A 12,470-nucleotide genomic window follows, 5' to 3' on the forward strand; every position below is an offset into this window, starting at 1 on the left:
TCCGGGGAGTGAGGCCCGGTCACCGGCGGCACCCTCGGTGAGGGGTGGGCCAGTACCTGATCAGGGGCGCACGCAGTCGCTGCGTCGGCCGGCCGGGCGGTGAGGCCCTCAGAGAGTGGCAGCCCGTCCGAGGGCACGGCGTCGGACGGGTGCAGGCCCGCGTGTACTGCCTGAGTACGACGGGCGCTACTGCGCATGCCGGTGGCTACCGCCTGTCCGGCGGTACTGCCGATTCAGTAGGCCGGGTCGGCGATCTCAGTAGGAGCTGTCGGCGTCGGCACGACGACGGCCGGGGCTCCGGCTTCGCAGCATGGGTGCGTTCCCGATTCTGATGTGGAGATCCGCTCCGTGGCTGTTTTTCTCTACCGCATGGGCCGTACGGCCTTCCGGCGGCGCTGGTACGTCGCCCTGCTCTGGGTGGTGCTGCTCGGTGCCCTCGGTTTCGCCTCGACCCAGGCGGCCTCGCCTCCCGAAGACACCGGCTCCATGCCGGGCATCGAGTCGCAGCGCGCCTACGACCTGCTGCAGAAGCGGTTCCCGGGCGCCTCGCAGAGCCCGGACCAGGCGACGGCGCGCATCGTCTTCGTTGCGCCCGACGGCCAGAAGCTGACCTCCTCCGCCAACCGGGCGGTGATCGCGAAGCTGGTCGGCGAGGCGGCCGAGAGCAGCCAGGTCCAGGCCGCCGTGGACCCCTTCCGCGCCGGCACGGTGAACAAGGCCGCCTCCACGGCGTACGCGACGGTCACCTACAAGGCCGCGTCCAAGGACCTCACCGACGCCACCAGGAACAGCCTCCAGAAGGCTGTCGACGAAGCCCGGCACGCCGGGCTGACCGTGGACGTGGGCGGGCCGGTCCTCTCCGACGACGCCGCCGCCGGCGGGGCCGGTGAGCTGATCGGCATCGTCATAGCGGCCGTCGTCCTGCTGGTGACCTTCGGTTCCCTCGCCGCGGCCGGGCTGCCGCTGCTGACCGCCGTACTCGGGGTGGGCATCAGCATCGTGTCGATCATGGCGCTCGGCTCGACGCTCGGGCTCTCGACCACGAGCAGCAGCCTCGCCTCCATGCTGGGCCTGGCCGTCGGCATCGACTACGCCCTGTTCGTCGTCTCCCGCTATCGCGAGGAACGCGGCCACGGGCACAGCCCGCAGGAGGCCGCCGGCCGTGCCGTGGGCACCGCCGGCTCGGCGGTGGTCTTCGCCGGTCTGACCGTCGTCATCGCCCTGGCCGGACTGTCCGTGGTCGGCGTGCCGACGCTCACCAAGATGGGCCTGTCCGCCGCCGGAGCCGTCGTCGTCGCCGTCCTGGTCGCCCTCACCCTCGTACCGGCCCTGCTGGGCATCCTGCCGAACGCGGTCCTGTCCCGCCGTGTCCGCAAGGGCCGCGACACCGGCGACACCGGCGCCGGTACAGGCGACAACGCGGGCACCCGGTGGGCACGGTTCGTGCAGCGCCGGCCGGTGCCGGTGCTGCTCGCCTCGGTCATCGGCCTCGGAATCGTGGCGCTGCCGGTCCTCGACCTGCAGCTCGGCATGCCCGGCGACGAGTCCAAGTCCACCGCGACCACCGAACGACGGGCCTACGACGAACTCGCCGACGGCTTCGGCCCCGGCTTCAACGGCCCCTTCACCGTCGTGGTGGACGCCAAGGGCGCGAAGAACCCCAGGAGCGCCGCGAAGAGCGTGGGCGAGACGATCTCCGCGACCAAGGGCGTCGTCTCCGTCACCGCGCCCGTCTTCAACCCGGCGGGCGACACCGCGATCTTCACGGCCACCGCCTCCACCGCGCCCACCGACGAGAAGACCAAGGACCTGGTCCGCGCCATCCGCGCCGAACGGCCGGCGGTGACGGCCGAGACCGGCGCGACCTTCCTCGTCTCGGGCACCACGGCGATCAACATCGACGTCGCCGACAAGATGCAGAGCGCTCTGGTGCCCTACCTTGCGGTCGTGGTCGGGCTGGCCTTCCTCCTGCTGCTGGTCGTCTTCCGGTCCGTCCTGGTCCCGCTCAAGGCCGCCTTCGGGTTCCTGCTGTCCGTGCTGTCCGCGCTCGGTGCGGTGGTGGCGGTCTTCCAGTGGGGCTGGCTCGCCGACCTGATCGGCCTGCAGCAGACCGGCCCGGTGATGAGCACCATGCCGATCATGATGGTGGGCATCGTCTTCGGCCTGGCCATGGACTACGAGGTGTTCCTGGTCTCCCGGATGCGCGAGGCCTACACCCACGGCGAGCGCCCCGCCGAGGCCGTCGTCAGCGGCTTCCGCCACAGCGCCCGGGTCGTGGTCGCCGCCGCACTCATCATGATCGCCGTGTTCTCCGGCTTCGTCGGCGCCGGCCTCGCCCTGATCAAGATGATCGGATTCAGCCTGGCCGTCGCCGTCCTCTTCGACGCCCTCGTCGTGCGGATGGCGCTGGTCCCCGCGGTCATGGCCCTGCTGGGCCGGCGGGCCTGGTGGCTTCCGGCCCGCCTTGCCCGGTGGCTGCCCCGCGTCGACATCGAGGGCGAGTCCCTGAGCCGTTCGCCCGCCACCGGGACGGAACCTGCTCCGGTCGCGGAAGCGGTACACCGTTGATCCAGGCTCTACGGGGCCGGGGCGGCCTCCGGCACGGCGGCCGCCCGGTCTCGCCGGTCGCGGTCATTTGGCAGGATGGCTGCACGCCCACCTCGCCGGAGCAAGCGTCGATGACCACCCGCTGGCAGCACTTCTCCCGCCGACACCGCCGTCTCCTCGACACGGTGCTCGTCGTGGTGCTGTTCGTCCTGTCCGGGCCGGTGGCGTTCTACAGCAGCAAGTCCTACGCCGACGGCCTCGGCTGGTGGTCCGCTCTGCCCCTCGCGGCGGTGGCCTCCGTCGCCGTGCTGTGGCGGCGCCGTCACCCGTACGGGGTCGTGCTCGTCACCGGCGTGTGCGCGGGTGCCGCCGGCGCGGTGGGCTATCTCCTCACCCCGATGCTCCTGGCCCCCGTCCTGGTCGCCTTGTACGGGTTCGCCGCCCGTGTCGCGCCCAGGACGGTCTACCGATTCTGCCTCCCGGTGACGGCGATGATCGTGCTGACCACCGTTTTCGGTGACCGCGCCGGCCGCCCCTGGCCGCTGGCCACCGTCAATCCCGTCCTGTGCCTGCTGCTGCCGGTGGCCCTGGGATCCGCCGCCCGCATGCGCAACGCCTACCTCGAAGCGGTCGAGACCCGTGCCGCATACGCCGAACGGACCCGCGAGGAAGAGGCCAGGCACCGGGTGGCGGACGAACGGGTCCGCATCGCCCGTGAACTCCACGACGTCGTCGCCCACCACCTCGCCCTGGCCAACGCCCAGGCCGGCACCCTCACCTTCCTCGCCCGGACCAGCCCCCACAAGGTCGCCCCCATGGTGAACCAGCTCGCCGCCACCACCTCCTCGGCGCTGCGCGAACTCAAGGCCACCGTCGGCCTGCTGCGCCGGCCCGACGACCCCGACGTCCTCGAACCGGCCCCCGGTCTGGCTCAACTCCCGCACCTGATCGAGTCGTTCACATCGACCGGTCTCGATGTCCAGGTCATCACCGAGGGCAGGGCGCAGCAGCTCTCACCCGGTGTGGATCTCAGCGCGTACCGCATCGTGCAGGAGGCCCTCACCAACATCACCAAGCACGCCCCCGGCGGCACCGCGCGCGTCCGGCTCGGCTACGGGTACGAGCGGCTGACGATCACGGTCGCCAACACGCCCGGGCGGCCCTCCGCCGCACCCTCCCGCACCCCCGACGGCGACGGCTTCGGACTCATCGGCATGCGTGAGCGCGCGCACTCGGCCGGGGGCAGCTTCACCGCCGGACGCCAGTCGGACGGGGGCTTCACCGTCACCGCCGACCTCCCCATCCTGCCCTGACCCGGCCCCCCTCCGCGAAGACAGGCCCGATGACAATCCGCATCCTCCTCGCCGACGACCAGCAGCTCCTGCGCATGACGTTCCGCATCCTCATCGGCGAGGTCCCCGACATGGAGGTCGTCGCCGAAGCGGCCGACGGCGCCGAAGCGGTCGCGCTCACCCGCCGCCACCGTCCCGACATCGTCCTGATGGACATCCGCATGCCGGGCACCGACGGACTCGCCGCCACCACCGAGATCTGCGCCGACCCCGCCCTGTCCGCCACCCGCATCCTCATCCTGACCACGTTCGAGACCGACGAGTACGTGGCCCAGGCCCTGCGCGCGGGTGCCAGCGGCTTCCTCGGCAAGGACGTCTCCGCCCAGGCCCTCGTCGACGGAATCCGCACCGTGGCCGCCGGCGAAGCACTCCTGTCACCGAAAGCCACCCAGACCCTGATCACCCGTTTCCTCACCACTCCGGTCCCCGTCGCGGCCCCGCCGCCCGAACTCGCGGCCCTGACCGGCCGGGAGCGTGAGGTCATGATCGAGGCGGCGCAGGGCAAGTCCAACGCCGAGATCGCGAGCGAGCTCTTCCTCAGCCCCCTGACCGTGCGTACCCACATCCACCGCGCCATGACCAAGCTCAACGCCCGCGACCGCACCCAACTCGTCGTCATCGCCTACCAGAGCGGACTGGTCCGGCCCTGACCGACGCCGGTCCGCACGGAGGTCCGCGGGCCGGAGCACCCCGGCTACCCGGCTTCTTCCTTCTCGTGGTCCGCGATGGCGTCCTCGATGCCCCGGTCCACGGCGGTCGCGTTGCCCCAGCCCGTGTAGTACGCGAGTTGCAGGACCCCTTCACGCAGTTCGTCGCGGGTCAGTTCGCCGTTGCGCAGCGCGCCGAGGGCCTGGATGCGGACGAGGTCCGCCCGCCCCAGCGCGGCGGTCGCGCCGATCACCAGCAGCCTCCGGTCCCGGACCGGGAGACCCGGCCGGGACCAGACGTCGCCGAAGAGATGCTCCACCGTCTCCCGGTGGTACGGCTGGCCGCGCTCGACCGGGTAGTACGTGCCGGAGAAACCCTCCCCGTACACGTCGTCCATGACCTCCCTGCCACGGCTCCAGCGGTCGCCCTTGTCCGTCGCCATCCGATCTCCCTTCCGCGGCCGGGCCCCTGGCCTGCTCCGGAGGGCCGACGCCCCGGAAGCTAGCCGACGGACGCCGCGGCATCCCAGTACGTGTCCCGCTGACAGGGACAGCCGATCCGGCCACCGGCCCGGTGTGACTACCGTCGCCTCCACCGCAGGCGAAGGAGGACGACGTTGCAGGCCCAGTCGGATGGAGCACAGAAGGACACCGTCACCGCGGGCGTGATCGGCCTGGGGATGATCGGCGGTGGCGTGGCACGGAACATCGCCGCGGCGGGCCTGCCCCTGACGGTCTACGACATCCGTCCCGACGCCGCCGACGGGCTCGACGGCGTGGCCGCGCCCCTCGGTTCCCCCGCCGACGTCGCGCGGGCCAGTGACGTCGTGCTGATCTCGGTGGTCGACGCCGGGCAGGTCCGGGAGGTCCTGACGGGCGAGGGCGGAGTGTTCGGCGCCGGCAAGCAGGGGCTGGTCGTGCTGTTGCTGTCCACGGTGGCGCTCTCGGCGGTACGGGAGTTCACCGCGCTGTGCGCCGGGCAGGGGGCGACGCTGCTGGACGCGGGGGTGACGCAGGCGGGCGACGGGCTTCTCGTCTCCATGGTCGGCGGGCCCACCGACATCGTCGAACGGGTGCGGCCCGTGCTGGACGCCTTCTCCAAGGCCGTCGTGCACTGCGGCCCGGTCGGTTCCGGCATGGTGACCAAGATCGCCCGCAATGTCGTGACGTACGCGAGCTGGGCGGTGGTGCGCGAGGCGACGGGCATGGCCGTCCGGGCCGGGGTCGATCCCGAGCGGCTGATCGAGGTGCTGGACACGGCCGTCACGGGTGGCACCTCCCCGCTGTTCCTGCTCCGGGACCATCTCGACACGCAGGGCGTCATCCGGCGCCAGGCCGCCTACATCGAGGCCCTCGCGCAGAAGGACCTGGCCGCGGCCCAGGAGTTGGGGCGGGAGATCGGCCTCGCCACCCCTGTCGTGGACACGGTACGGCCCTGGATGTCCGCCGTGCTCGAAGGGAAGTACGAAGGCACCGCGGTGGGGAGCACACCCCGCAAGACCGGGGGCCACGACTCCTGAGGAGGGTGGCCTGCCGCCTTCCTGTGGCCAGGATGACCAGGCCGCTCCGGCTGCTCAGGGACTCCCCTGTGCGGGGCCTGTTCCAGGCCGAAGCCCGTCAGCAGGAACTCGGCGTAGCGGCGCCAGGCCTCGGGCGCGATGTCGTGGGTGCGGTCGGCGACGGCGCCGATCATGTAGAGGTAGGCATACACGTCGGAACTGGCGAAGTCCTCGCGGACGGCGCCCGCCGCCAGGGCGCGTTCCACCATGCCGTCCACGTGGCGGCCGAGTTCCTCACGGAGCCCGAGGGTCGGTCCGCTTCGAGGTCCGCGGCTGCCGCAACACTAACCGGATATCTCTGTCCGCTTACGTGATACGGCTGCGCGGGGGGCCGCCGCCCGTCACTCTGAGTACATGACTGGTGGCGTTGAGGTGGGTGGCGAGCCCGAGTCGTCGGACAGCATGAAGACGTTCGGGGCGTTCGTGCAGGGGCTGCGGGAGCATGCGGGGCTGAGCCGGGAGGAGTTCGGGGCGAGGGTCCACGTGTCCAAGCACTCCGTGGCTTCGATCGAGCTGGGGAGGAGGCTGGCGGATCAGAGTTTCGTGGATGCGGCGGAGGGGGTGCTGGGCAACACGGGGGCATTACGGAAGGCGTTCGGGCGGGTGGCACGGCAGCCGGGGTTCGCGGTGTGGTTCCGGAAGTGGGCCGCGTTGGAGCAGGAGGCGGTGAGCCTGGCAACGTACGAATGCCGTCTGGTTCCGGGGCTGTTGCAGTCAGAGCTGTATGTGCGGGCGGTGTTCGGCAACAGCATTCCGCCCTTGTCCGACGAGCAGGTGGAGGCGCAGGCCGAGGCCCGGATGGAGCGGCAGCTGATGCTTCGGGAGCGGCCCAACACTTCCTTCAGCTTCGTCATGGATGAGCACATCGTGCGGCGACGCCTGGGTGGCGACGAGGTGGCCCGCGCCCAGCTCGATCACATGCTCGACTACGCCCAACTCCGCAACGTGGAGATCCAGATCATGCCGCTCGACTGTCAAGTTCACGCGGGGCTGGACGGTCCGCTGGCCTTGTTGGAGACACCGGAAAGCGCTCGTCTCGCTTACTCGGAGGGCCAGCAGACCGGCCAGCTAATCGCCGACCCGAAAGAGGCAGCCATCCTGCACCGTCGGTATGCGACACTCCGCTCACAGGCTCTCAGCCCCCTGGACTCCCTGAGCCTGCTGAAGCGCATCAGAGGAGAACTATGAGCGACAGCACCGAGTTGGCGTGGTTCAAGTCCAGCTACAGCGGCACCCAGGGCGACAACTGCATAGAAGTAGCCGTAGCCCCCACCACCATCCACATCCGCGACTCCAAAGACCGCGCCCGCCCCCACCTCGCCCTCACCCCCGCCGCCTGGGCCCCCTTCGTCGCGCACGCTGCCGCCGCCTGACGGTCAGTTCACGGTCGTCTCGCAGCGGAGTACCCGGTCCGGGCCCAACTGACGCACCGGGCCGGTCAGTTGGAGTCGAATCACCGCTCGTACCTCCGCGCTCGAAGCTGCCATCCGCAGTTCCAGGGCCCCCGGCTCCACCACCCGCGCCCCCTCCCGGTCCGTGAACGCCGACAGGTCCGCGTGGAAATGGAAGGTCAGGCTTCGGGATTCGCCCGGGGCGAGAACCATGCGCTGGTAGCCGATCAGGCGGACGTCAGGGCGGGTCACCGAGGCCACCGGATCGTGCAGGTAGAGCTGGACGACCTCCGCACCCTCGCGGTCGCCTGTGTTGCGGACGGTGACGGTCACGTCGTGGGAGCCGTCCGTGGGGAGTTCGGCCGATGAGGGCGACGTCGGCTCCCAGGCGAAGCTCGTGTACGAGCGGCCGTGCCCGAAGGGGTACAGGGGGGTCGGGTCCAGGTTGCTGACCTCGCCCGCGAGGCCCAGCGGGGGCTGGAGGTAGGTCCACGGCTGGCCCCCCGGCACGCGCGGCACGCTCACCGGCAGGCGCCCCGACGGGTTGACGCGACCCGACAGCACTCCCGCCACCGCCGGGCCGCCCTCCTCCCCGGGGAAGAACGCCTGCACCACCGCGCCGAGCCGGCCCTGCCAGCGGCCGAGTGCGTAAGGGCGCCCGGTGAGCAGGACGAGGACCACCGGGACGCCCGTCGTGAGCAGGGCGTCCAGCAAGTCGGCCTGGACACCTGGAAGTTGCAGGTCCGTGACGTCGCAGCCCTCGCCCGACGTGCCCCGCCCGAAGAGGCCCGCGCGGTCGCCGAGCACCGCCACGCACACGTCCGCCTCCGCGGCGCGGGCCACCGCCTCCTCGAAGCCGGCGGTGTCGGGGTCCGAGACGTCGCAGCCCTCGGCGAACGTGACCTTCGCGTCCGGGAGTTCGGCGCGCAGCGACTCCAGGACCGTGGGGATGGCGATGCCCAGGTCGACCTCGGGGTGGTGGGTCAGGACGTGGGACGGGAAGGAGTAGCAGCCGAGCATCGCGAGGGCGTCCGCGGCGCGCGGGCCCACCACCGCGATGCGGGTGTCGGGGGCGAGGGGGAGTGTGCCGTCCGGGTTGTCGAGGAGGACCACGGACTCCTCGGCGAGGCGGCGGGCCAGCGCGCGGTTCGCCGTCGAGTCGAGGTCGATCGGGCCTTCCCGTGCGGGCTCCGGCGTCCAGTCCTCGTCCAGCAGGCCCAGTTCGCACTTCTGGAGCAGGACCCGGCGGGCGGCCCGGTCGACGAGCGACTCCGGGATCGTGCCTTCCCTGACCGCCGCGATCAGCGGGCGGCCGTAGCACTTCAGGGTCGGCAACTCGACGTCGATGCCGGCGGCCAGGGCGAGACGGGCCGCCTCCGCCTCCGTGCCGGCGACGCGGTGGAGGGTCTGGAGAAAGCCGATGCCGAAGTAGTCGGCGACGACCGTGCCGTCGAAGTCCCAGTCAGTGCGGAGGAGTTCGGTCAGGAGGCCGGGGTCGGCGGACGCGGGGACGCCGTCCGTCTCGTTGTACGCCGCCATCACCGAGCGGGCCCCGCCCTCCCGGAGTGCCATCTCGAACGGGGGAAGGGTGACGTCCGCGAACTCGCGTACCCCCGCCCGGACCGGGGCGAGGTTGCGGGCGCCGGTGGAGGAGGCGTAGCCGGCGAAGTGCTTGAGGGTGGCGATGACCCCGGCCGACTCCAGGCCCCGGACGTATGCCGTGCCGACCGTGCCGACCAGGTACGGGTCCTCGCCGATCGTCTCCTCGACCCGTCCCCAGCGCGGGTCGCGGACCACGTCCAGCACGGGGGCCAGGCCCTGGTGGACGCCGACCGAGCGGAGGTCGTGGCCGATGCGCCGGCCCAGCTCCTCGACCAGCGGCGGGTCGAAGGCGGCGCCCCAGGCGAGCGGGACCGGATAGGCCGTCGCCTGCCAGGCCGTGAAGCCGGCCAGGCACTCCTCGTGGGCGATCGCCGGGATGCCGAAGCGGCCGGCCGCGGTGATCCGGCGCTGGGCGCGGGCCAGCGCCCGCGCGCCCAGCGCCGGGTCCACCGGGGCCGTGCCGAAGGAACGGGTCAGCTGGCCGAGGCCGAGGGTGATCAGCTCACCCCAGTCGTAGTCGGCGGTCATCTCGCGTTGCAGCGGGGCGACCCCGTCGCCGTCCGTGGCGGCGCCCACCCACACCCCGTACAGCTGGGCGGTCTTCTCCTCCAGGGTCATCCGGGTGAGCAGGTCGTCGACGCGGGCGGCGGCGGGCAGTGCGGGGTCGCGCCAAGGAGCGGTGGTCATGAAACTCCCGTCTCTGCTCTCTGCGGTTCTCTGCTACGAACGCTGCTACGAATGTTTCGTACCACACACCGAATGTTCCGGGAACCTATGGCGTGCGAAGGTCTTCGTCAAGGGGGAGCGCAGGGATACGATCGCGGGCATGACGCCTCCGAAGCCCACAGAAACGCAGACGGCGACGCTCGCCGAAATCGCCCGTGAGGCCGGTGTGTCCGCTCCGACTGTTTCGAAGGTCCTGAACGGGCGTGCCGACGTCGCCCCGGCGACCCGCACCCGGGTCGAGGAGCTGTTGCGCGCCTACGGCTACCGGCGCCGCCGGGCCGAGGCCTCCCGGTCGCCGTTGATCGACCTGGTCTTCCACGAGCTGGAGAGCGCGTGGGCGATGGAGGTCATCCGGGGGGTGGAGAACGTGGCCCGGGACGCCGGGCTGAGCGTGGTGCTCAGTGAGAGCGCCGGGCGGCTCACCCCGGGGCGGACCTGGGCCGACCAGGTGGCGGCGCGGCGGCCGCACGGGGTGGTGCTGGTGCTGTCGGGGCTCGACGAGTCGCAGCGGGCGCTGCTGCTGAGCCGGTCGATCCCGTTCGTGGTGATGGACCCGGCGGGGGACCCGGGGCCGGACGTGCCGTCGATCGGGGCGACGAACTGGCAGGGCGGGCTGGCCGCCACCCGGCACCTGGTGGAGCTGGGGCACCGGCGCATCGGGGCCATCAGCGGGCCGTCCCGGATGATGTGCAGCCGGGCCCGGGTGGACGGGTACCGGGCCGCGCTTGAGACCGCCGGGCTCCCCGTCGACCAGGCCCTGATCAAGGCCGGCGACTTCCACCACGACGCCGGCTACCGGCTCGGCCTGGAGCTGCTGCGCATGCCCGACCGGCCCACCGCGATCTTCACCGGCAACGACCTCCAGGCGCTCGGGCTCTACGAGGCCGCGCGCGAGCTGGGGCTGCGCATCCCGGAGGACGTGAGCATCGTCGGGTTCGACGATCTGCCGGTGGCCCGCTGGGTGGGGCCGCCGCTGACGACCGTACGGCAGCCGCTGACCGAGATGGCCGAGGCGGCGGCGCGGCTGGTCCTTGAGATGGGGCGGGCGGCGGAGGCGACGACCGCGACCCGGGTGGAGCTGGCGACCAGCCTGGTGGTGCGCAGCAGCACGGCGGCGCCCTCTGCTCCGTGAGGCTCCGTGAGGCTCCGTGAGGGGAGTGGCCGGATGTTGACGTATTGACGGGTGGTGCGGGTGTCTCCACACTCCTCCGAAGCCAGTCGGTTGAATGACCGAAACTTTCGGAGGTACCCGCAATGAGATCTCTGAGAACAGGCTTACCCGCAGGCTTGTCCCTGGCGGCCATCGTCACCGGCGCCGCCCTGCTGTTCACGGCGTCCGCGGCGCACGCCGCCGACACCCCGCTGCGCGACCTCGCCGCCGCGAAGGGCAAGGTCATCGGCACCGCGGTCACCGGCTCCAAGCTCACCGGCACCTACGGTGACCTGGCCGGCAGCCAGTTCAGCTCGCTGACCCCGGGCAACGCCATGAAGTGGGGGACGGTCGAGCCCACGCAGTCCACGTTCAACTGGACCGAGGCCGACCAGATCGTCGCCTTCGCCCAGGCCCACAACCAGCAGGTCCGCGGCCACACCCTGGTCTGGCACAGCCAGAACCCCAGCTGGCTGACGAACGGCACCTGGACCTCCGCCCAGCTCAGCAGCCTGCTGCAGAACCACATCAGCACCGAGGTCGGCCGCTACAAGGGCGAGATCGCCGCCTGGGACGTCGTCAACGAACCCTTCAACGAGGACGGCACCTACCGGTCGACGCTCTGGTACAACGGCCTCGGTTCCGACTACATCGCCAACGCCCTGACCTGGGCGCACGCGGCCGACCCGGCCGCGAAGCTGTACATCAACGACTACAACGTCGAGGGCGTCAACGCGAAGAGCACGGCCCTGTACAACCTGGTGAAGTCGCTCAAGGCGGCCGGCGTCCCGATCGACGGGGTCGGGCTCCAGGCCCACCTCATCCTCGGCCAGGTGCCGGCCACCCTCCAGCAGAACATCCAGCGCTTCGCCGACCTGGGCGTCGACGTGGCGATCACCGAGCTGGACATCCGGATGGCACTGCCCTCCGACAGCACCAAACTCGCCCAGCAGAAGGCCGACTTCAAGTCGGTGGTGGCCGCGTGCGTGGCGGTGAGCCGCTGCGTCAACGTCACCGTGTGGGGCTTCACCGACTCCGACTCCTGGGTGGACAGCACCTTCCCGGGGTACGGCGCGGCGACCCCGTACGACGCGAACTACGTGCCGAAACCGGCGTACTACGGCATCGCGGAGGCGCTCGGCGGGACCACGACCACCCCGCCGCCGACCGGTGCCTGCACAGCCGCCTACAGCGTGAGCAGCCAGTGGAACACCGGGTTCACCGGCCAGGTGACCATCTCCTGCTCGGGTGCCTCGCTCTCGTCCTGGCAGGTGAGCTGGGTGTACGGCGCGGGGCAGCAGATCACGCAGGCCTGGAACGCCACCTGCACCCAGACGGGCGCGGCCGTGTCCTGTGCCAACGCCTCCTACAACGGGACGGTGGCGGACGGGAGTTCGGTGAGCTTCGGGTTCAACGCGTCCTGGAGCGGAAGCAATCCTCTGCCCGCCGTCACCCTGGGCTGAACCCGGACTGAGAACGGTGAGATTTTCCGAAGA

The 12,470-nt window shown here is 71.3% G+C and carries 10 protein-coding genes; 8 read left to right on the plus strand and 2 right to left on the minus strand.

Annotated features, from left to right (window positions below):
* Positions 1-348 precede the first annotated feature (348 nt).
* The 3 genes from ACFWPS_RS38155 to ACFWPS_RS38165 all read left to right on the plus strand — a co-directional run bounded on the left by ACFWPS_RS38155 (position 349) and on the right by ACFWPS_RS38165 (position 4,549).
* Positions 349-2,568 carry an MMPL family transporter gene (locus ACFWPS_RS38155; protein WP_383714189.1) on the plus strand — a complete coding sequence of 740 codons (2,220 nt, stop codon included), beginning with the start codon at positions 349-351 and terminating at the stop codon, positions 2,566-2,568.
* A 110-nt stretch (positions 2,569-2,678) separates the two neighbouring features.
* Positions 2,679-3,860 (plus strand): sensor histidine kinase, encoded by a 1,182-nt coding sequence (locus tag ACFWPS_RS38160; RefSeq protein ID WP_383714192.1) that lies wholly within the window; start codon positions 2,679-2,681, stop codon positions 3,858-3,860.
* 29 nt (positions 3,861-3,889) lie between these two features.
* Entirely contained in the window at positions 3,890-4,549 is a 660-nt protein-coding gene (locus tag ACFWPS_RS38165) for a response regulator (protein WP_383714195.1), read from the plus strand.
* A 44-nt stretch (positions 4,550-4,593) separates the two neighbouring features.
* Here the strand turns inward: ACFWPS_RS38165 and ACFWPS_RS38170 are convergent, their stop codons facing one another.
* On the minus strand, positions 4,594-4,989 hold the full coding sequence (locus ACFWPS_RS38170) for a carboxymuconolactone decarboxylase family protein (protein WP_383714197.1): 396 nt from the start codon (positions 4,987-4,989) through the stop codon (positions 4,594-4,596).
* Positions 4,990-5,103: 114 nt separating this feature from the next.
* On the opposite strand from ACFWPS_RS38170, the gene ACFWPS_RS38175 reads away from it, so the two are divergent.
* From ACFWPS_RS38175 to ACFWPS_RS38185, 3 genes are all read left to right on the plus strand, one after another.
* A complete protein-coding gene (locus ACFWPS_RS38175) occupies positions 5,104-6,066 on the plus strand; it encodes an NAD(P)-dependent oxidoreductase (RefSeq protein ID WP_383714254.1) in 963 nt (320 codons plus the stop codon).
* Positions 6,067-6,459: 393 nt separating this feature from the next.
* Positions 6,460-7,293 (plus strand): Scr1 family TA system antitoxin-like transcriptional regulator, encoded by an 834-nt coding sequence (locus ACFWPS_RS38180; RefSeq protein ID WP_383714199.1) that lies wholly within the window; start codon positions 6,460-6,462, stop codon positions 7,291-7,293.
* Positions 7,290-7,478: a DUF397 domain-containing protein gene (locus tag ACFWPS_RS38185; RefSeq protein WP_383714200.1), complete on the plus strand. Its 189-nt coding sequence runs from the start codon at positions 7,290-7,292 to the stop codon at positions 7,476-7,478. Before ACFWPS_RS38180 ends, ACFWPS_RS38185 begins: the two co-directional genes overlap by 4 nt.
* Before the next feature lie 3 nt (positions 7,479-7,481).
* Here ACFWPS_RS38185 and ACFWPS_RS38190 read toward each other — a convergent pair whose 3' ends face one another.
* Entirely contained in the window at positions 7,482-9,785 is a 2,304-nt protein-coding gene (locus ACFWPS_RS38190) for a glycoside hydrolase family 3 N-terminal domain-containing protein (RefSeq protein WP_383714203.1), read from the minus strand.
* Between the two features lie 139 nt (positions 9,786-9,924).
* On the opposite strand from ACFWPS_RS38190, the gene ACFWPS_RS38195 reads away from it, so the two are divergent.
* Together ACFWPS_RS38195 and ACFWPS_RS38200 are read left to right on the plus strand one after the other, a co-directional pair.
* Positions 9,925-10,956: a LacI family DNA-binding transcriptional regulator gene (locus ACFWPS_RS38195; RefSeq protein ID WP_383714206.1), complete on the plus strand. Its 1,032-nt coding sequence runs from the start codon at positions 9,925-9,927 to the stop codon at positions 10,954-10,956.
* 122 nt (positions 10,957-11,078) lie between these two features.
* The gene (locus ACFWPS_RS38200; RefSeq protein ID WP_383714208.1) at positions 11,079-12,437 is read left to right on the plus strand and encodes an endo-1,4-beta-xylanase; all 1,359 of its coding nucleotides are present in this window, start codon (positions 11,079-11,081) and stop codon (positions 12,435-12,437) included.
* Positions 12,438-12,470 lie beyond the last annotated feature (33 nt).

Origin of the sequence: Streptomyces sp. NPDC058457 (assembly GCF_042720695.1) — a bacterium.
Taxonomy (GTDB): Bacteria; Actinomycetota; Actinomycetes; order Streptomycetales; family Streptomycetaceae; genus Streptomyces.

Excerpts from the sequence above, each read along its gene's own strand:
- ACFWPS_RS38160 (WP_383714192.1), top strand. The coding sequence starts at position 2,679 with ATGACCACCCGCTGGCAGCACTTCTCCCGCCGACACCGCCGTCTCCTC.
- ACFWPS_RS38165 (WP_383714195.1), top strand. The coding sequence starts at position 3,890 with ATGACAATCCGCATCCTCCTCGCCGACGACCAGCAGCTCCTGCGCATG.
- ACFWPS_RS38170 (WP_383714197.1), bottom strand. The coding sequence starts at position 4,989 with ATGGCGACGGACAAGGGCGACCGCTGGAGCCGTGGCAGGGAGGTCATG.
- ACFWPS_RS38180 (WP_383714199.1), top strand. The coding sequence starts at position 6,460 with ATGACTGGTGGCGTTGAGGTGGGTGGCGAGCCCGAGTCGTCGGACAGC.
- ACFWPS_RS38185 (WP_383714200.1), top strand. The coding sequence starts at position 7,290 with ATGAGCGACAGCACCGAGTTGGCGTGGTTCAAGTCCAGCTACAGCGGC.
- ACFWPS_RS38190 (WP_383714203.1), bottom strand. The coding sequence starts at position 9,785 with ATGACCACCGCTCCTTGGCGCGACCCCGCACTGCCCGCCGCCGCCCGC.
- ACFWPS_RS38195 (WP_383714206.1), top strand. The coding sequence starts at position 9,925 with ATGACGCCTCCGAAGCCCACAGAAACGCAGACGGCGACGCTCGCCGAA.
- ACFWPS_RS38200 (WP_383714208.1), top strand. The coding sequence starts at position 11,079 with ATGAGATCTCTGAGAACAGGCTTACCCGCAGGCTTGTCCCTGGCGGCC.